Origin of the sequence: Rhodococcus sp. NCIMB 12038 (genome assembly GCF_002165735.1) — a bacterium.
In the GTDB taxonomy this organism is placed as follows: Bacteria; Actinomycetota; Actinomycetes; order Mycobacteriales; family Mycobacteriaceae; genus Rhodococcus_F.
This window is the reverse complement of the sequence record NZ_NHML01000012.1, coordinates 49919-67490: the sequence shown is the minus strand read 5'-3', so window position 1 is coordinate 67490 and position 17572 is coordinate 49919. Positions and strand designations below refer to the sequence as shown.

The window sequence follows — 17572 nt, the reverse complement described above, 5'->3', positions numbered from 1 at the left end:
TAAGATAATGCACTAGTGGCCGAGACCCACCTTGGCGTGCACCTTCTTCATCCAGGCCGGAGCCCACCAGTTGGCCTCGCCCATCAGCTTCACCAGGGACGGAACGAGGAGCATCCGGACCACTGTCGCGTCGACCAGCAGTGCGACGATCATGCCCACGCCGAGGAATCGCATGATCGACAGACCGGAGATGGTGAACGCCCCGGTCACCACCACGAGCAGCAGCGCGGCGGCCGTCACGATCCGGCCCGTGCGCTCGGTGCCGAAACGCACCGCCTCCTCCGTCGTCGCGCCCGCCTCGTGCGCCTCGACCATGCGCGACATCAGGAACACCTCGTAGTCGGTGGACAGGCCGAAGACGACGGCGAGGATGAGGACCACGAACGTCGCCTCGAGCGGTGCCGGACTGACCCCGAGCAGACCCGCTCCGTGTCCCAGCTCGAAGATCCAGGTCAGCACCCCGAACGTGGCGGCGAGACTCAGTCCCGCCATCGCGACCGCCTTGATCGGCAGCACCACCGAACCGAACGCCAGGAACAGCAGCACCAGCGTCGAACCCACCATGATCGCGATCATGACCGGCATCCAGTGCACGATCGCGGTGTTGCCGTCGTCGACGGTCGCCTGGCCGCCGCCGACGAGGAGTTCGGTTCCCTCGGGGGTGGAGATGGCGCGGAGACCCTCCACCGCCGCGCTCTGGTCGTCGGTGGTCACTCCCTCGGAGTAGACGGCCTGCACGGCCACCAGTTCGCCGCCCGCCGCGACGACGGTGGCGGCGCCGATGCCCGGAACCTGGCCTGCGGCCTGGGCTACTGCGGCTCCGTCGGCGGCGGTGGGCGCGGTGCCGTCGGTGCCCCGGAGGATGAGGGTGGCGCCGTTTCCGGTGGTGGGAAATTCGGTGGTGAGGGTGTCGGTGGCGATACGGGCGGGATCGTTCTCGGGCAGCGCCGTGTACGTGACCTCGCCGAGCGAGGCGCTGAGCAGAGGCGCGGCCAGGACCATCAGGCCCGCGACGATCCCGACCGCGATGGCGACCGGCCGCCGCATCACCGCGGTGACGACGGAGCCCCAGAACTTGCGGGCGCGCACCTCACCGCGCTGCGCCGCGTCCTTGCGCCAGCTCAGCGCGTTGATGCGGTGACCGAGGATCGCGAGCAGCGCAGGTACCGCGGTGAGGGACAGCAGCGCCGCACTCGCGACGGCGGCCATCGCACCGAACCCGAGCGACTTGATCACGTCCTGCGGAAACACCAGCATCCCCGAGAACGCGCACACGAGAAGCAGTCCGGAGAACAGTACGGTGCGGCCCGCGGTCAGGACGGTCCGCCGGGTCGCCTCGGCGACGTCGGCGCCGGACTCGAGTTCCTCGCGGAAACGGCCGACGATGAACAGTCCGTAGTCGATCGCGAGCCCCAGGCCGAGCAGGGACGCCACGTTGATCGCGAACGAACTGACGTCGGTGAACAGGGTCAGCAGGCGCAGGGTCGCCAGGGCGCTGAAGATCGAGAGCAGCCCGACGAACACCGGCACGGCGGCGGCGACCAGTCCGCCGAAGATGAAGACCAGCAACACGAGAGTGATCGGCAGCGCGATCGCCTCGGCCCGCACCAGGTCCTGCTGCAGCCGGTTGTTGAACGCCACACCCACCACCGAGTTGCCCGCGAACTCGGTGTCGACGCCCTCCACCTCGAGCTTCGGCAGCAGGTCGTTGAACGTGGCGGCGGTGATCCCGGCATCCGGGTCGACGGTGATCGCGGCCGACGCCTTGGTGCCGTCCTCCGACACCATCAGTTGCTTCCGCGTCGCGTCCGCCGTCCAGTACGACGTCACCGAATACGTCGGCACCTCGGCGGCGAACCGGTCGAGGCTCGCGGTGACCTCGGGGCCGATGTCGTCGAGGGGCTTCCCGTCGGGTGCGGTGTAGATGGCGATGATGTCCGGCGTCTGCGGACCCAGATTGTCCTCGACGATTCGCGCCACCTCGGCGGATTCGCTACCGGGGTCGATGAATCCGCCCGAGCTGAGCTTCGCGAACACACCGGTGCCCCACACGCCGCTCACCAGGACGGCGAGCACGGCGAGGGTCAGGACCCACCATTTGCGTGAAACAACGGTCGAGGCCCAACGTGTCATGCGTCAACTCCGGGTGGTCGGGGGCGGTCGGCTGCGACTGCCGACTGTAGTGCGGATCGAGGGAATGCCGGTGGGGGTGTGACGCGGGTCCCGGCGAATCGTGCATACTCGGCAGTGCACTTGCAGTCACACGCACGGGGGAAGCCGGTCCGAATCCGGCGCTGACCCGCAACGGTAGGCCACCAGAGCTTTTCGGTGGCGAGCCCGATTACCCGGCGTGTGGTGTGCGACATCCTTTTCGTCGTGGTCTACGAAGCGGAGTCCCGCAGGCGCGCCTCCACGTGGGCGTCTGCCGACTTCTCATTCGTGGCTCTGAGCCGCAATGAGGTCTACATGCATAGTCAGTTGTTCCGAAGTTCCGCGCTGGTCACGCTCGCCGCGGCCGCGCTGGTGGTCACCGGATGTTCACGCGGGGAGTCCGTGGGGCAGACCGCTTCCACCGAATCCTTCGCCCAACCGGTGTCCGTCACCAACTGCGCGCGAACGGAGACGTTCGACGCGCCGCCCCAGCGCATCGTCAGCATGAACGATCACGTCACCGAGGTGCTGATCGAGATGGGGGCGGGTGATCGCATCGTCGGCACGGGTTACGGCGACGCGACTCCGCTGCCGGAGTTCGCGGACGCCTTCGCGAAGATCCCGAAACTCGGGAAGGAATACCCGACCCGGGAACAGCTCCTCGACCTCGACCCCGACCTGGTGGTCGGCGGCATGCGCAGCGCATTCGACGAGAAGGAAGGGCGCTCGCGCGAATCCCTCGGCGAACAGGGCATTCCGACGTTCCTGTTCTCCGAGTACTGCGGGCAGGGTTTCCCCGACATCGGGCTGTTGCGCAGCGACTACACGCAGCTCGGTGAGATCCTCGGCGTCCCGGACGAGGCCCGCGCCGTCACCGACCGGGTGACATCCGGACTGCAGGCCGTGCGGGACCAGATCGCAGGCACCACTCCGGTTCCGACGTTCTTCTACGATTCCGGCGAGGACGTTCCGCTGACGATCGGCGGTGTGGGTGTCGGCCAAATCATCGCGGACCACGCGGGTGCGGCCAACCTCTTCGCCGAGGGGGAGAAACCGTATTCGCAGTCCACGTGGGAGGTCATCGGTGAGCGCGCCCCGGAGGCGATCGTCGTCCTCGACTACGGCACGACGAGCGCGCAGGCGAAGATCGATTTCCTGACGTCGCATCCGATCATGTCGACGACGCCCGCCGTGAAGGCCGGTCGTTTCGTGGTGGTGCCGCTCGACGACTTCTTCGAGAGCCCGCGGCTGGTGCGGTCGGTCGAGACGATCGCGCGGGCGCTGCATCCGGACGCCGTCGGTGCCCGATGACGACGACCGCTGAACGTGCGGCGCCCCCGGTAGCGGCGCCGCACCCGGTCCGCGCCCGCCTCGGGTTCGCGGGCGTGATGATGCTGCTCGTGCTGGCGACGCTGTTCGTCCTCGGCCTCGCGGTGTCGTTCGGTTCGGTGCGCATCCCGGTCGGCGACGTCTGGGCGATCGTCGCGCACCGGGTGGCGCCCGGCGCGTTCGACTCCTGGTGGTCGCAGGCGCGGGAATCGATCGTCCTCGACTCCCGGCTGCCGCGGGCGCTGACCGCCGCGGTCGTCGGGGCGGCGCTCGCCCTGGCCGGCGCCGTCGCGCAGGCGGTGACCCGGAATCCACTGGCCGACCCGTATCTGCTCGGGGTGTCCTCGGGTGCGGGTTTCGGCGTGGTGGTGGTGACGGTGCTCGGGCTCGGGGTGGGAGCGCTCGGCGTGTTCACGATTCCCGCCGCGGCGTTCCTGGGCGCGATGGTGCCGCTGTTCCTGTCCCTGGCGATCGGCGGCCGGTATCCGCAGCCGACCGCCGTCATCCTCGTGGGTGTCGCGTCGGCGCAGGTGTTCTCCGCTCTCATCACGTTCTCGATCCTGGTCGTCGCGGACGAGCACCAACTGAGTTCGGTGATGCACTGGCTGGCGGGCGGTTTCGGCGACTCGCGCTGGGCGACGGCGATCTTCCCGGCTGTCGCACTCGCGACGGTGGGGGCGGCGATGATGCTGAGCGCGAGCCGTATCGACCTGCTGCAGGCGGGAGACGACGGCGCCGCCGCCCTCGGCATGAACGTGCGGCGCTTCCGCGTCGTGCAGTTGCTCGGGGTGTCGATGCTGGCCGGGGCGGCCGTGTCCGTCGCGGGCGGCATCGGCTTCATCGGCCTGCTCGTGCCGCACCTGGCCGGGTACGTCGTGGGGGCCCGCGCGGTCCGGTTGCTGCCGATCGCCGCGTTCCTCGGCGCGATCGCGATGGTCGCGGCGGACACGGCCGCGCGGTCGGTCGCGCGGAGCGTCGAGGTCCCCGTGGGCGTCGTCACCGCCCTGGTGGGAGCACCGATCTTCGTGTGGATGCTGTACCGGCAGTACGGGAGGGCCGAGCGGTGACCGCGCTGAGCCTGCACCGGGTGCGCGCCGAACTCGGATCGCGGGAAGTGCTGCGCGGCGTCGACCTCGCCGTCCGCCCCGGTGAGGTGCTGGCGCTGGTCGGGCCCAACGGTTCCGGGAAGACCACGGCGCTGCGCTGCTGCTACCGCGCGCTCACCCCGACCGCGGGCGCCGTCGTCGTCGACGGAACGGACAGCGCCGATCTGGGCAGACGAGAACTCGCCCGCACGATCGGCGCGAGTACCCAGGAACCGCGGGTGTCCGCGGGACTGACCGTGCGCGAATCCGTGTTGCTCGGACGCGTCCCGCACCGGGGCTGGTTCGAACGGGCGAACGGGGTCGACAGCGAGATCGTGGAGACGTGCATCCGGCAGGTGGGGCTGGCCGAACTCGCCGGCCGCGACGTGCAGGCGCTGTCCGGCGGGGAACGTCAGCGGGTGTCGATCGCCCGGGCTCTCGCGCAGCAGCCGCGGGTCCTGCTGCTCGACGAACCCACCAACCACCTCGACCTGCGGCATCAGCTGACGGTGATGACCCTGCTGCGCGACCTCGCGTGCGACGGTCTCGCGATCGTCGTGACCATGCACGACCTCCGGCTGGCGGTGGAGTACTGCGACACCCTGGCCGTGCTGCACGATGGACGGGTGATCAGCACCGGTCCGCCCGCCGACGTCCTGGACGACACCGTGCTCGGCGGGGTGTTCGGCATTCGTGCCGTCGTGCGGTCGAGTCCGCGGCTGTCGATGGAGATCCTGGGGCTGGCCGATGGATGAGCAACTGCGGCGCGCGTACGAGCTGACCGCCCGCCGCGTCCCGATGATCGCCGACCAGATCGCACACCCCGGCGCCGCGTCGTTCCCGGCCGCGTTGCTGACCGATCCCGGCTGGCTCGCGGACCGGGTGGCGGACACGGCGGCGCGGTGGGGCAGCGACGACCCCCGGGTCAACGGCACCCTGTGGTGGTACTCGGCCAGTTCGACGCTGACCGGGATCCCGATCGCGACCGCGCTCGTCACGGGTGTCGCCGCTCACCCGGGGCTCGGCGACGCCGTGGCATTCCTGCGGGACGATGGGTACCTCGGCGGCATCACCGCGTCGTCGGGGCTGCCGGTCACCGAGGGGCTGTCCGAACTCGCGGCGGAGATGGCCGCGGCGCTGACGCCGATCGTCGATGCGCTTGCCGCCGCATCCGGGGTGCGGCACGCCGCGATGTGGGCGATCGCGACGGATTCGATCGCCAACCGGGCCCTCGACGCGGGAACGGCGTGCGGCGACCGCGTCCGCGGCAGCATCTTCGCCCGCGGTCTGGTGGACGCACTGCGCCACGCCGGTGTCGTGCTGCCGGACCCGCGGTTCGTCGACGTCCGGGCCGGGACGCTGTCGTGCCGGTTCACGCAGCGGGCGTCGTGCTGCCTGATCTACGAGACCCCCGGCTCGGGCAAGTGCGTGAGCTGCCCGCGCAGGCCTGCCGAGGACCGTCTGAGAGGTCTGGCCGCGCTCGTGACGTGAGCCGCGTTGACCGGCCCGTGAGTGGGATGGCAGACTGAAGTAGTCGAACTCCAGTTCGAATGATGCGTCTTCCCCGGCGGCATCTTCCCTGTGTTCAGGCACGGCGTGCTCAGGCACGGCACGTGCACGACATGAAGAGGTGTGCCCGATGGGTTGGGGAAACGGTCCGCCGACGTGGTCCGAGATGGAACGCGTCCTGTCGGGCAGGCCGGGGCGGGTCGACCCGGAGTCGATGTATCCGGGCGACGGCGGCGACAGTCCCGCGTGGTCGCGCAAACGGGGGGAGTACCGGGCGGGCCGTCAGGAGCGTCCCGGTTCCACTGTGCCGTACGCCGAACTGCACGCGCACTCGGCGTTCAGCTTCCTCGACGGCGCCTCCCCGCCGGAAGAATTGGTGGAGGAGGCCGTCCGGCTCGGTCTGGAGGCCATCGCGCTCACCGACCACGACGGGTTCTACGGTGTGGTCCGGTTCGCCGAGGCGGCGAAGGAACTGAACATGCGCACCGTGTTCGGGTCCGAACTGACGTTGGACGACGCGCACCTGCTGGTGCTGGCGCGAGGCCAGGAGGGGTACCGGCGGCTCTCCCGGGAGATCGCGGCGGCGCATCTCGCGGGAGGGGAGAAGGGCAGGCTGCGCTACGACCTCGACGGCCTCGCCGATGCGGCCGGCGGGCACTGGCAGATCCTGACCGGCTGCCGGAAGGGGCATGTGCGTCAGGCGCTGGCCGGCGGCGGCCCGGACGCCGCGGCCGTCCGGCTCCGGGAACTGATCGACCGATTCGGGGCCGACCGGGTCACGGTGGAACTCACCCATCACGGCGTCGCGGAGGACGCCGAGCGCAACGCCTGCCTCGCCGAACTCGCACAGCGGCACGGACTTCGGGTGATCGCGTCCACGGCGGCGCACTTCGCGGGGCCGCCGCGAAGGAGGCTGGCCATGGCGATGGCCGCGGTCCGGGCTCGGCAGAGTCTCGACGACGCGGCCGGGCACCTGGCGCCCGCCGGGGGAGCGCACCTGCGGTCCGGCGAGGAGATGGCGCACCTGTTCGCCGCGTACCCGGACGCCGTCCGCGGTGCCGCGGAACTCGGCCTGGAGTGTGCGTTCGACCTGCGGCTCATCGCGCCGCAACTGCCCCCGTTCGACGTTCCCGACGGGCACACCGAGGCCAGCTGGCTGCGCAGTCTCACGATGGACGGGGCCCGCCGCCGCTACGGCGCGCCTGCGGACCGGCCGGAGGCCTACCGGCAGATCGAGCACGAACTGGACATCATCACCGAACTGAACTTCCCGGGCTACTTCCTGGTGGTCCACGACATCGTGTCGTTCTGCAAGAACAACGACATCCTCTGTCAGGGAAGGGGTTCGGCGGCCAACTCCGCCGTCTGCTACGCCATCGGCATCACCAACGTGGATCCCGTCCGCAACAAGCTGCTGTTCGAACGTTTCCTCTCGCCCGAACGCGACGGCCCCCCGGACATCGACGTCGACATCGAATCCGACCGCCGGGAGGAGGCCATCCAGCACGTCTACACCAAGTACGGACGCCAGTACGCGGCGCAGGTGGCGAACGTCATCACGTACCGCGGAAAGTCCTCGGTGCGGGACATGGCCCGGGCACTGGGTTTCTCGCAGGGGCAGCAGGACGCGTGGAGCAAGCAGGTCAGCCGCTGGGGTGGGATCGGGAAGGAGGCCGGCACCGACATTCCGCCCGCCGTCCTCGAACTGGCCGCTCAGATCGAGGGGTTTCCGCGGCACCTCGGCATCCACTCGGGTGGCATGGTGATCTGCGACCGGCCGATCGCCGACGTGTGCCCGGTTGAGTGGGCGCGCATGGCGAACCGCAGTGTTCTGCAGTGGGACAAGGACGATTGCGCCGCGGTGGGTCTGGTGAAATTCGACATGCTGGGCCTCGGCATGCTCTCCGCGCTGCACTACATGATCGACCTCGTGGCCGAGCACAAGGGGATCGAGGTGGATCTGGCGCAGCTGGACCTGTCCGAGGAGGCCGTCTACGAGATGTTGCAGCGGGCGGACTCGGTGGGGGTGTTCCAGGTGGAGTCGCGGGCGCAGATGGCCACCCTGCCGAGGCTGAAACCGCGGAACTTCTACGACCTGGTGGTGGAGGTGGCGCTCATCCGCCCCGGCCCGATCCAGGGCGGATCGGTGCACCCGTACATCCGCCGCCGCAACAAGCTCGAACCGGTGACCTATGACCACCCGTCCCTGGAGAAGGCGCTGAAGCGGACGCTGGGTGTGCCGCTGTTCCAGGAACAGCTGATGCAGATGGCGGTCGACGTGGCGGGTTTCAGCCCGGCCGAGGCCGACCAGCTGCGCCGGGCGATGGGGTCCAAGCGGTCGCCCGAGAAGATGGAACGGCTGAGGGGGCGGCTCTACCAGGGCATGCGGGACCTGCACGGGATCGGCGAGGACGTCGCCGACCGGATCTACGAGAAGCTGTACGCGTTCGCGAATTTCGGTTTCCCCGAAAGTCATTCGCAGAGTTTCGCGGCCCTGGTGTTCTATTCGTCGTGGTTCAAGCTGCATCACCCGGCGGCGTTCTGCGCCGGTCTGCTGCGGGCGCAGCCGATGGGGTTCTACTCGCCGCAGTCGCTGGTGGCGGACGCCCGCAGGCACGGGGTGCGGGTGCACGGCGCGGACGTCAATGCGAGCCTCGCGCACGCGACAGTCGAGGCGGGCGGGACGGAGGTGCGGCTCGGGCTCGGGGAGGTGCGGCACATCGGGACCGCGCTGGCCGAGCGGATCGTCGAATCCCGCGGCGACGGCGGGCCGTATACGTCGTTCCTCGACCTCACCGGCCGGGTGGAACTGAGCACGGTGCAAGCCGAATCGCTGGCCACCGCAGGTGCTCTCGACAGTTTCGGGTTGTCCCGGCGGGAGGCGTTGTGGGCGGCGGGCGCCGCGGCGGGGGAGCGCCGCGACCGGTTGCCGGGAATCGGGGCGTCCACCCGCGCGCCGACCCTGCCGGGGATGAGCGATCTCGAACTGGCCGCGGCGGACGTGTGGGCCACCGGGGTGTCACCGGACACGTATCCCACCGAGTTCCTGCGCCCGCAACTCGATGCGCTCGGGGTGATTCCGGCGGCGCACCTGCTCGACGTTCCCGACGGCGACCGGGTTCTGGTGGGTGGGGCGGTGACGCACCGGCAGCGCCCGGCGACGGCGGCGGGGGTCACGTTCATCAACCTCGAGGACGAGACCGGGATGGTCAACGTCGTCTGTTCGGTCGGGTTGTGGGCGAAGTACCGCAAGCTCGCCAACACGGCACCCGCACTGCTGGTCCGGGGCAAGGTGCAGAACGCGGAGGGCGCGGTGACGGTGGTGGCGGATCGGTTGCAGCTGATGGATTTGCGGGTGTCCGCCAAATCGAGGGACTTCCGATGAGCGCGCGCACCGCTAGCATCTGGTCATGAGGAGATACGTGTTGTCGGCGATCGTCGTGGCCACGCTGGCGCTCGCGGGGTGCGGGGGTTCGAACAGCGGCTCCTCCCAGTCGTCGCCCGCCCCCTCGCCGGGGGACTCGAGCCGGATGGAAATCGGTGGCGCGGTACAGCAACCCGCGAAAGACCAGGCGCCCACCGAGCGCCAGGAGATCATCACCGGTCAGGTCGCGCTCACCGCGGGCGACCCGGTGGCCGTCGGCAGGCAGATTGTGGACAAGGTCGACGATCTGGGCGGGCGCATCGACCAACTCACCGAACAGCCGGGCTCCGACGGCCAGGACGCGAGCAGTTCCCTCACCATCCGGGTACCCGCCGACTCGCTCACCCGGACGCTGGACGATCTGCGCGAGCTGGGCAAGGTCACCAGCGTCAGTGTCACGAAGAGCGACGTGACGATGCAGTCGCAGGATCTCGACGCCCGGATCGGCGCGTTGACGGCGTCCGTCACCCGCCTGCAGGGGCTCATCACGTCGGCCGCGAACACCGCGGATCTGATCGAGGCCGAGAAGGCGTTGTCCGAGCGGCAGGGCGAACTGGACAGCCTCACCGCTCAGAAGCGATCGCTGAGCGACCAGGTGGCGCTGGCCACGATCATGATCGACGTCACCACCACCGATGCCGAACGGCCGAGCACCGGTCCGGACAACTTCTGGGAAGGCGTCGTCGCGGGCTGGAACGCCCTGCTGTCGGCGATCGCGGCCGGCGCAGTGGTCGTGGGGGCGCTGATTCCCTGGTTCGGTTTCGTGGCCGTCATCGCACTGGTCGTGTACGGCGCGTACCGTCTGCGCCGGATGTACAACAGGCCGCCCAGCCCCCCGTCGGGCCCGGCGCCGGAACGAGAAGAGGCGAAGACCCCATGATCGAAGTCGACCTGAATGCCCTGGACGGCGCATTGGCGTCGGGCGCCCCCGTCATCGACGTGCGCGAGGCTGACGAGTACGCCCAGGCCCGGGTTCCCGGGGTGACGCTGATTCCGCTCAGCGAGTTCGTCGCGCGCGTCGACGAGATCCCGGATGCCGACGTCGTCTACGTGATCTGCGCGGTCGGCGGCCGGAGCCTGCAGGCGGCGGAGTACCTGAATGCGCGGGGGATCAACGCCGTGTCGGTGGCGGGCGGGACGTCCGCGTGGATGCAGTCCGGCCGCCCCATCGAGTCCGGCGCGTGACTCGTGGCTATTGTGTCCGGCGCGTAATTCCGGTCAGCGGCTGACGCTGTAGGCGAGGACGCCGTCCCGGGTGCCGCGTTCGCCCAGTTGCCCGGCGGCGTGCCGCAGCGTGTGGACCGCGACGGTGCCCCAGACGATGACCAGCGCGCACCACAGGGCCACGCCTGCGCCGACGATCACGACGGAGTCCGTCGCCAGGCCGAGCGAGTTCGCGCCCAGTGCGCAGGTGCCGACGGGGAACGTGAAGCTCCACCAGGCGGGTGTGAACGTCAGCCCGCGGCGAAAGGCCCTGGCGGTCACGGTGACCACGGTCGCGAGGGCGAGGACGCCGAGCGCGCCGACGGTGGTCCCGTAGACGACGCCCACACTGTGGAGCCAGGCGTGGCCGGACGCCGCGCCGAGCAGATTGATCGCCGCCACCGACTGCCCGATCACGCCGAGCGGAATCCAGAGCGTGGGCACGAGCGGGGTGGCGGGGAGTCCGTTGCTCAGCAGATGGCGTCCGACGACGACGGCGACGGTCAGTGCGGCGCTCAGCGCCAGCGCGAACAGCGAGTAACAGACCACCAGCATCGCGATCTGCGGTGCGCCCTCGGGGAGGTGCTTGACCAGTGCGGCTCCGGAGGCGGCCGACACCATGGGCGGCACGACGGGCATGAGCCAGGACGGCACCGGGGTCACCTGGTGGGGCCGGGTCAGCCTGCGGGCCATGACGGCGTAGGTGACGAGACCGATGCCGGTCCCGATCGTCCACAGCGTGGCCGAGGCGGGGACGGCGACGTCGCCGAGAAGCGCGCGACCCGCTGATCCGGTGCCGGCGCCGACGGTCAGCACCGCCATCGACACGGCGCCGTAGAACGGGAACATCGTGTGGCTGCGGGCGTCGGCGAGGGCGTCGTCGCGGCGGTGGATCCAGTGCCGCACCAGTGCGGTCGTCAGCAGCACGAGTAGCGTCACGGCGATCAGCCAGAAGACCTCGGAGGCCGTCCGGACCACCGGAACGCCGGCCGGAAATGCGGCGGCGACGACTGCGAGGATGCCGGTGCCCATCACTGCTGCGAACCAATTCGGGGTCATACCCAGAGCTTGCCGTCGCATCGTCGTGGCCGGTAGAAGGCTTGTCGTTGAATGCCCACAAATCACGTTTGTGGGACTAGCCTTGGGTTGTGCCGCTGTCTCCCCGAGTACCCGAACTCAGTGCCCTCGACGTCCTGCTGTCCGTCGAGCGGCTCGGGAGCATGGGTGCGGCGGGGCGCGAGCACGGTCTCAGTCAGCAGGCCGTCAGCGCCCGGGTGCGGTCGGCCGAGCGTCAGTTCGGCATCAAGGTGTTCAGCCGCGGCGCCAGCGGGGTGCGGCCCACGTCGGAGGGCGCGCTCATCCTCGAATGGGCGAGTCACATCCTCGCCACCGCGGAGGAGTTGGCGTCGGGAGTCGCGGCGCTGCGAGGGGAACGGCAGGCCGGCCTCACGGTCGCGGCCAGCATGACGATCGCCGAGTACCTGGTTCCCGGGTGGACCGTCGCGATGCGGCGCAAGTACCCGAACGTGGTCACGAACGTGCGGCTGCTCAACTCGTCCGAGGTGACCGCCCGGGTGCTGTCCGGCGAGGCCGACCTCGGGTTCGTCGAGGGCCCGGACATTCCGGCGGGACTGCAGGTGCGGGAGATCGGCCGCGACCACCTGGTGGTCGTGGTGCCGCCGGAGCACGAATGGGTGCGCCGGTCACCGATTCCGGTGTCCGAACTCGCGGCGACCCCGATGATCCAGCGCGAATCCGGGTCCGGAACGCGCACCACCCTCGAGAACGCGGTCCCGCAGTGCGTGCCGCCGCTGCTGGAGCTGACGTCGTGCACGGCGGTGAAGGCGGCGGTCGTGGCGGGCAACGCTCCGGCGGTGCTGTCCTCGCTGGCGGTCGCCGCCGACCTGACGGACGGCAGGCTCGCCTCCGTTCAGGTGGAGGGGCTGACGCTGCCGCGGCGGCTGTCCGCCGTCTGGGACCCGGTGCGCGGGGTGCAGGGTGCGGCCCGGGACTTCCTCGACATCGCACTCGGTGCCGGCGCGGCCGCGGGGGTCGGGGCCGTGACTGCCGGAGCTACAGCGCAGCCCCGCTGAATCCGTGCTGGCGCCACGCCTCGTACGTCACGAGGGCCGCGGCGTTGGACAGGTTCAGCGACCGCCGGCCGGGCAGCATCGGGATGCGGACTCGCTCCGTCACGTGCGGATCGGCCAGCACCTCCGCCGACAGCCCGGTGGGTTCCGGACCGAACAGCAGGACGTCGCCGGGCTGGTAGGCGATGTCGGCGTACGACACGGTGGCGTGCGCGGTGAATGCGAACACCCGCGCCGGTTCCACCGCCGCCCAGGCCGCCTCCAGGTTCTCGTGCACGGTCACCGACGCCAGGTCGTGGTAGTCGAGCCCGGCCCGTTTCAGTTTCGGCTCGGACAGGTCGAACCCGAGCGGTCCCACGAGGTGCAGTTCGCAACCGGTGCCCGCCACCATGCGGATGGCGTTGCCGGTGTTGGGTGGGATTCGGGGTTCGTGGAACATCACTCGGAACACCCGCACAGCTTAGGGCCACACCGTGAGGCGGCATGATGGACGCATGGATCCGGTCGAAGAGGTGGTGGGTGAGGACTACGGCGACGCGCGCCTCCCCGCGCAGAACTGGCAGCGGCGGCACTACACGAAATGCAACTTCCGTGACGCCGACCTGAGTGAACTCCGCACTGAGTCGGTGATCTTCACCGACTGCGATTTCACGGGCGCCGACCTCGCCGAGTCGCACCACGTGGGCACGGCGTTCCGCTCGTGCTCGTTCACCAGAACCACGTTGTGGCACAGCGAGTTCCGCAACTGCAGCTTCCTCGGGTCGGAGTTCGACAACTGCCGGCTACGCCCGATGGTCTTCGACGAGTGCGACTTCACGCTCGTGTCGCTGGGCGGTGCGGACCTGCGTGGACTCGATTTCACGGACTGCCGGTTCCGGGAAGCCAACCTCGTCCGCACGGACCTCCGCCGGGCCGTGCTCCGTTCGGCGGACCTGTTCGGAGCCCGCGCCGGCGGCGCGAAACTCGACGGCGCCGACCTGCGCGGGGCGCACGTCGACGCGAACCTGTGGACGGCCGCCACACTGGACAAGGCGCAGATCGAACTCACCCAGGCCATCGCGTACGCGACGGCCAACGGGCTCGTGGTGGAACCGACCTGACGCGGGTTATCCGAACCTGAGAGAATGGGGCATGTGACTGCAACGATCCTCGATGGCAAGGCGACCCGCGACGAGATTTTCGAAGACCTGAAGGTGCGGGTGAGCGCCCTGAAGGACAAGGGCATCACGCCCGGTCTCGGCACCGTCCTGGTGGGGGACGACCCGGGGTCGGCCGCCTACGTGCGCGGCAAGCACAACGACTGCGCGAAGGTCGGGATCACCTCGATCCGCCGCGACCTGCCCGGCGACATCACGCAGGAGAAGCTCGACGCCACCATCGACGAGCTCAACGCCAACCCGGACTGCACGGGATACATCGTGCAGCTTCCGCTGCCGAAGCAGCTCGACGAGAACGCCGCCCTCGAGCGCATCGACCCCGACAAGGACGCCGATGGCCTGCACCCGGTCAACCTGGGCAGGCTGGTGCTCGGCAAGGAAGCGCCGCTGCCGTGCACGCCGCGCGGCATCCTGCACCTGCTGCGCCGCTACGAGGTCCCGATCGAGGGGGCGCACGTCGTCGTCGTCGGTCGCGGTGTCACCGTGGGCCGTCCGATCGGTCTGCTGTTCACCCGGCGCAGCGAGAACGCCACCGTCACCCTCTGCCACACCCGCACGCGGGACCTCGGAGCGGAGGTCCGGCGCGCCGACATCGTCATCGCGGCGGCGGGTGTCCCCGGGCTGGTGACGGCCGACATGATCAAGCCCGGTGCCGCGGTACTCGACGTGGGTGTGAGCCGCACCGAGGACGGACTGCGCGGCGACGTGGCGGCGGACGTCGCCGAGGTCGCCGGTTTCCTGTCCCCGAACCCCGGTGGGGTCGGACCCCTGACCCGTGCGTTCCTGCTGACCAACGTCGTGGAGCGGGCTGAGCGTGTCGCAGCGTCTCTCGGCTGAGATGGCCGACTGGGGGCAGTTCGCGAAGAAGAACCTGCCGATGCTGGCAGTCCTCGTCGTCATCGTCGTGGCCGTGGTGTTCGTGCTTGCGGACCGGTGGCGGCGAGGAGCGTTCGTGTTCGGTGTCGCCACCCTGCTCGCGGCGGCGTTCCGGTTGACGATGCCATCGGAGCGCGTCGGACTGCTCGCGGTGCGCAGCAGGGCCTTCGACGTGGGCGCACTCGTGGCCGTCGGCGGCGCGATCGTGTGGCTGGCCGTGTCGATCGACCCGCTCGGAACCGACTGACGGTCCGAGCGGGCGTCACAAGGCGCGGGATCAGCGTCCGGCGCGGGCCAGTTGCATCGTTTCGGACAGCAGTTTCGCGACGGCGGCCGCCTCGGTGAGGAACCCGTCGTGGCCGTCCCGCGAGTTCAGCACCCGCAGGCCGTCGCAGGTGGGGATGTCCTCGGCCAGATCCTCCTGCAGGCGGATCGGGTACAGGCGGTCGGAGTCGACGCCGCCCACGATGACGGGTGCGGTGATCGTCCCCAGCGCAGCCGAGATGCCTCCGCGGCCGCGACCCACGTCGTGCCGGTTCATGGCCTCGGACAGCAGCACGTACGTGCCCGGGTCGAACCTGCCGACCAGCTTGTCGGCCTGGTGCTGGAGGTAGCTCTCGACGGAGTACCGCCCGCCGCGCCACGGGTCCTCGCCGTCCTGCGGCGAGTTCGCGAACCGGGAGTCGAGTTCGCTCTCGGTGCGGTACGTGAGGTGCGCGATCCTGCGGGCGATGCGCAGTCCGGCCCGGGGGATCCGGCCGGTGCCGTGGTAGTCGCCGCCCAGCCAGTCGGGATCGCTGGTGATGGCCTCGATCTGGGTGGTCTGCGTGCCGATCTGGTCCGCGGTCGCGCGGGCGCCGACGGCGAGGACGAGCGCCGACGCCACCTGGTCCGGGTACGTGACGGCCCACTCGAGCGCTCGCATGCCGCCCATCGAACCACCGACCACGGACGCCAGCTTCTCGATCCCCAGCAGATCGGTGAACTTCTTCTCGGCCGCGACCTGGTCGCGGATGGTGATCTCCGGGAAGCGGCTGCCCCACGGGCGCCCGTCCGCCGCGACCGAACCGGGACCGGTGGTGCCGCGGCAGCCACCCAGGACGTTGGTCGCGACGACGCACCACTCGTCGGTGTCGATCGGCGCACCCGGACCGACCATTCCGCTCCACCATCCGGGGGAGGGGTGCTCGTCGGTGACGGGGCCGGTGACGTGGGAGTCGCCGGTCAGGGCGTGCTCGACGAGCACCACGTTGTCGCGGTTCGGGGACAGTTCGCCCCACCGCTGCACGGCGAGGGTCACGGACGGGATCACCGCGCCGTTCTCGAGCTCGAGCGATCCGATGTCGACGGTGCCGAGACGTCCGTCGGCCACGGGGAGGTTCTGCACTGCGCTCACGGTCAAGATGCCGCCGCCGTAATTCCGGTCTCGATATCGGCGATGATGTCGTCGATCCCTTCGATGCCTACTGCCAGGCGGACCAGTCCGGGGGTGACGCCGCTGGCGGCCTGTTCCTCCGGGGTCAGCTGGGAGTGTGTGGTGGACGCCGGGTGGATCACCAGCGAGCGGACGTCGCCGATGTTCGCGACGTGGCTGTGCAGGGTGAGTGCGTTGACGAACTTCTTGCCCGCGTCGATGCCGCCGGCGAGTTCGAACGTCACGATGGCACCCGCGCCGCGCGGCGCGATCTGCTTCGCCCGGTCGTACCACGGTGACGACGGGAGCCCGGCGTATCCGACGGACACGATCTCCGGCCGCGCCTCCAGGTACTGGGCGACGGCGGTCGCATTGGACACATGTCGCTCCATCCGCAGGCTCAGCGTCTCGAGGCCCTGCGCGATGAGGAACGCGTTGAACGGGGAGATCGCGGAACCGAGGTCGCGGAGCAACTGCACGCGCGCCTTGAGGGCGTACGCGGGCGGTCCGAGTTCGGAGTAGACGACGCCGTGGTAGCTCGGGTCCGGGGTGGTGAAGCTGCGGTGCCTGCCCTGGGTCCAGTCGAACGTGCCGCCGTCGACGATGACGCCGGCGATGGCCGTGCCGTGACCGCCGAGGTACTTGGTGGCCGAGTGCACCACGATGTCCGCGCCGTGCTCGAGCGGGCGGATCAGGTAGGGGGTGGCCACGGTGTTGTCGACGATCAGCGGGATCCCGTGCTGGTGTGCGATGCCGGAGATGCCGGGCAGATCGAGCACGTCGTTGCGGGGATTGGAGATGGTTTCGCCGTAGAACGCCCTCGTGTTGTCCCGGATCGCGTTCTTCCACTGCTCGAGGTCGTCGGGGTCTTCGACGAACGAGACCTCGATGCCGAGCTTGGGCAGCGTGTAGTGGAAGAGGTTGTACGTGCCGCCGTACAGGCGGGGACTGGAGACGATGTGGTCGCCTGCCTCGGCGAGGTTCAGGATCGCGAACGTCTCGGCGGCCTGCCCGGACGCCAGCAGCAGGGCGGCGACGCCGCCTTCGAGGGCGGCGATGCGCTGCTCGACGGCGTCCTGGGTGGGGTTCATGATGCGGGTGTAGATGTTGCCCGGTTCGGCCAGACCGAACAGCGCGGCAGCATGGTCGGTGCTGTCGAACGTGTACGAGGTGGTCTGGTAGATCGGCAGCGCCCGCGCCTTGGTGGTCGCGTCGGACGTCTGCCCGGCGTGGATCTGCTTGGTCTCGAACGACCAGTTCTCGGTCATGTGCTGTCTACTCCAGTGGTCTGACGAGGCGCGGACGACAATCTGGTTCGTTCGCGCACAGGGCTT

Annotated in this window: 16 protein-coding genes and 1 riboswitch; of the genes, 11 read left to right on the top strand and 5 right to left on the bottom strand. The window is 69.8% G+C overall.

The genetic code is table 11. The annotated features are described in order from the left end of the window. Nucleotides 1-12: 12 nt before the first annotated feature. On the bottom strand, nucleotides 13-2133 hold the full coding sequence (locus CA951_RS19475; RefSeq protein ID WP_087558405.1) for an MMPL family transporter: 2121 nt from the start codon (nucleotides 2131-2133) through the stop codon (nucleotides 13-15). Nucleotides 2134-2225: 92 nt separating this feature from the next. Beyond that, a riboswitch (cobalamin riboswitch) is annotated at nucleotides 2226-2368 on the top strand. 98 nt (nucleotides 2369-2466) lie between these two features. Between CA951_RS19475 and CA951_RS19470 the strand changes: the two genes are divergently transcribed. From CA951_RS19470 to CA951_RS19440, 7 genes are all read left to right on the top strand, one after another. Further along, nucleotides 2467-3462: an ABC transporter substrate-binding protein gene (locus tag CA951_RS19470; RefSeq protein ID WP_087558553.1), complete on the top strand. Its 996-nt coding sequence runs from the start codon at nucleotides 2467-2469 to the stop codon at nucleotides 3460-3462. After that, complete coding sequence (locus tag CA951_RS19465) at nucleotides 3459-4547, top strand: iron ABC transporter permease (protein ID WP_087558404.1); 1089 nt, start codon at nucleotides 3459-3461, stop codon at nucleotides 4545-4547. Before CA951_RS19470 ends, CA951_RS19465 begins: the two co-directional genes overlap by 4 nt. Then, nucleotides 4544-5320: an ABC transporter ATP-binding protein gene (locus CA951_RS19460; RefSeq protein WP_087558403.1), complete on the top strand. Its 777-nt coding sequence runs from the start codon at nucleotides 4544-4546 to the stop codon at nucleotides 5318-5320. The genes CA951_RS19465 and CA951_RS19460 overlap by 4 nt, the downstream gene beginning before the upstream one ends. Beyond that, nucleotides 5313-6056 (top strand): (2Fe-2S)-binding protein, encoded by a 744-nt coding sequence (locus CA951_RS19455; RefSeq protein ID WP_087558402.1) that lies wholly within the window; start codon nucleotides 5313-5315, stop codon nucleotides 6054-6056. Before CA951_RS19460 ends, CA951_RS19455 begins: the two co-directional genes overlap by 8 nt. 148 nt (nucleotides 6057-6204) lie before the next feature. After that, nucleotides 6205-9459 carry an error-prone DNA polymerase gene (locus CA951_RS19450; protein WP_087558401.1) on the top strand — a complete coding sequence of 1085 codons (3255 nt, stop codon included), beginning with the start codon at nucleotides 6205-6207 and terminating at the stop codon, nucleotides 9457-9459. 25 nt (nucleotides 9460-9484) lie between these two features. Continuing rightward, nucleotides 9485-10378 carry a DUF4349 domain-containing protein gene (locus CA951_RS19445; RefSeq protein WP_087558400.1) on the top strand — a complete coding sequence of 298 codons (894 nt, stop codon included), beginning with the start codon at nucleotides 9485-9487 and terminating at the stop codon, nucleotides 10376-10378. After that, nucleotides 10375-10683 carry a rhodanese-like domain-containing protein gene (locus tag CA951_RS19440; protein WP_087558399.1) on the top strand — a complete coding sequence of 103 codons (309 nt, stop codon included), beginning with the start codon at nucleotides 10375-10377 and terminating at the stop codon, nucleotides 10681-10683. Before CA951_RS19445 ends, CA951_RS19440 begins: the two co-directional genes overlap by 4 nt. 33 nt (nucleotides 10684-10716) lie before the next feature. Here CA951_RS19440 and CA951_RS19435 read toward each other — a convergent pair whose 3' ends face one another. After that, entirely contained in the window at nucleotides 10717-11760 is a 1044-nt protein-coding gene (locus tag CA951_RS19435; protein ID WP_087558398.1) for a TDT family transporter, read from the bottom strand. A gap of 89 nt (nucleotides 11761-11849) precedes the next feature. Between CA951_RS19435 and CA951_RS19430 the strand changes: the two genes are divergently transcribed. Further along, nucleotides 11850-12794 (top strand): LysR family transcriptional regulator, encoded by a 945-nt coding sequence (locus CA951_RS19430; protein ID WP_087558397.1) that lies wholly within the window; start codon nucleotides 11850-11852, stop codon nucleotides 12792-12794. Here CA951_RS19430 and CA951_RS19425 read toward each other — a convergent pair. Next, complete coding sequence (locus CA951_RS19425; RefSeq protein WP_087558552.1) at nucleotides 12775-13242, bottom strand: tRNA (cytidine(34)-2'-O)-methyltransferase; 468 nt, start codon at nucleotides 13240-13242, stop codon at nucleotides 12775-12777. The genes CA951_RS19430 and CA951_RS19425 overlap by 20 nt on opposite strands. Before the next feature lie 43 nt (nucleotides 13243-13285). Between CA951_RS19425 and CA951_RS19420 the strand changes: the two genes are divergently transcribed. Genes CA951_RS19420 through CA951_RS19410 form a run of 3 tightly spaced genes read left to right on the top strand, consistent with a single transcriptional unit; the run spans nucleotide 13286 to nucleotide 15071 of the window. After that, the gene (locus CA951_RS19420; protein ID WP_087558396.1) at nucleotides 13286-13891 is read left to right on the top strand and encodes a pentapeptide repeat-containing protein; all 606 of its coding nucleotides are present in this window, start codon (nucleotides 13286-13288) and stop codon (nucleotides 13889-13891) included. 33 nt (nucleotides 13892-13924) lie between these two features. Continuing rightward, nucleotides 13925-14785 (top strand): bifunctional methylenetetrahydrofolate dehydrogenase/methenyltetrahydrofolate cyclohydrolase, encoded by an 861-nt coding sequence (locus CA951_RS19415; protein WP_179220247.1) that lies wholly within the window; start codon nucleotides 13925-13927, stop codon nucleotides 14783-14785. 1 nt (nucleotide 14786) lies between these two features. After that, on the top strand, nucleotides 14787-15071 hold the full coding sequence (locus CA951_RS19410; protein WP_015889999.1) for a DUF3017 domain-containing protein: 285 nt from the start codon (nucleotides 14787-14789) through the stop codon (nucleotides 15069-15071). 30 nt (nucleotides 15072-15101) lie between these two features. On the opposite strand, the gene CA951_RS19405 is transcribed toward CA951_RS19410, so the two are convergent. Continuing rightward, nucleotides 15102-16226, bottom strand: a complete 1125-nt coding sequence (locus tag CA951_RS19405; RefSeq protein ID WP_087558394.1) for a homoserine O-acetyltransferase — start codon at nucleotides 16224-16226, stop codon at nucleotides 15102-15104. Next, nucleotides 16223-17506: a bifunctional o-acetylhomoserine/o-acetylserine sulfhydrylase gene (locus CA951_RS19400; protein ID WP_087558393.1), complete on the bottom strand. Its 1284-nt coding sequence runs from the start codon at nucleotides 17504-17506 to the stop codon at nucleotides 16223-16225. Before CA951_RS19400 ends, CA951_RS19405 begins: the two co-directional genes overlap by 4 nt. Nucleotides 17507-17572 lie beyond the last annotated feature (66 nt).

What these genes read in the sequence shown, in the direction of transcription:
- CA951_RS19420 (WP_087558396.1), top strand. Translation starts at nt 13,286, where the DNA reads ATGGATCCGGTCGAAGAGGTGGTGGGTGAGGACTACGGCGACGCGCGC.
- CA951_RS19475 (WP_087558405.1), bottom strand. Translation starts at nt 2,133, where the DNA reads ATGACACGTTGGGCCTCGACCGTTGTTTCACGCAAATGGTGGGTCCTG.
- CA951_RS19440 (WP_087558399.1), top strand. Translation starts at nt 10,375, where the DNA reads ATGATCGAAGTCGACCTGAATGCCCTGGACGGCGCATTGGCGTCGGGC.
- CA951_RS19450 (WP_087558401.1), top strand. Translation starts at nt 6,205, where the DNA reads ATGGGTTGGGGAAACGGTCCGCCGACGTGGTCCGAGATGGAACGCGTC.
- CA951_RS19470 (WP_087558553.1), top strand. Translation starts at nt 2,467, where the DNA reads ATGCATAGTCAGTTGTTCCGAAGTTCCGCGCTGGTCACGCTCGCCGCG.
- CA951_RS19400 (WP_087558393.1), bottom strand. Translation starts at nt 17,506, where the DNA reads ATGACCGAGAACTGGTCGTTCGAGACCAAGCAGATCCACGCCGGGCAG.
- CA951_RS19465 (WP_087558404.1), top strand. Translation starts at nt 3,459, where the DNA reads ATGACGACGACCGCTGAACGTGCGGCGCCCCCGGTAGCGGCGCCGCAC.
- CA951_RS19445 (WP_087558400.1), top strand. Translation starts at nt 9,485, where the DNA reads ATGAGGAGATACGTGTTGTCGGCGATCGTCGTGGCCACGCTGGCGCTC.
- CA951_RS19435 (WP_087558398.1), bottom strand. Translation starts at nt 11,760, where the DNA reads ATGACCCCGAATTGGTTCGCAGCAGTGATGGGCACCGGCATCCTCGCA.
- CA951_RS19410 (WP_015889999.1), top strand. Translation starts at nt 14,787, where the DNA reads ATGGCCGACTGGGGGCAGTTCGCGAAGAAGAACCTGCCGATGCTGGCA.
- CA951_RS19455 (WP_087558402.1), top strand. Translation starts at nt 5,313, where the DNA reads ATGGATGAGCAACTGCGGCGCGCGTACGAGCTGACCGCCCGCCGCGTC.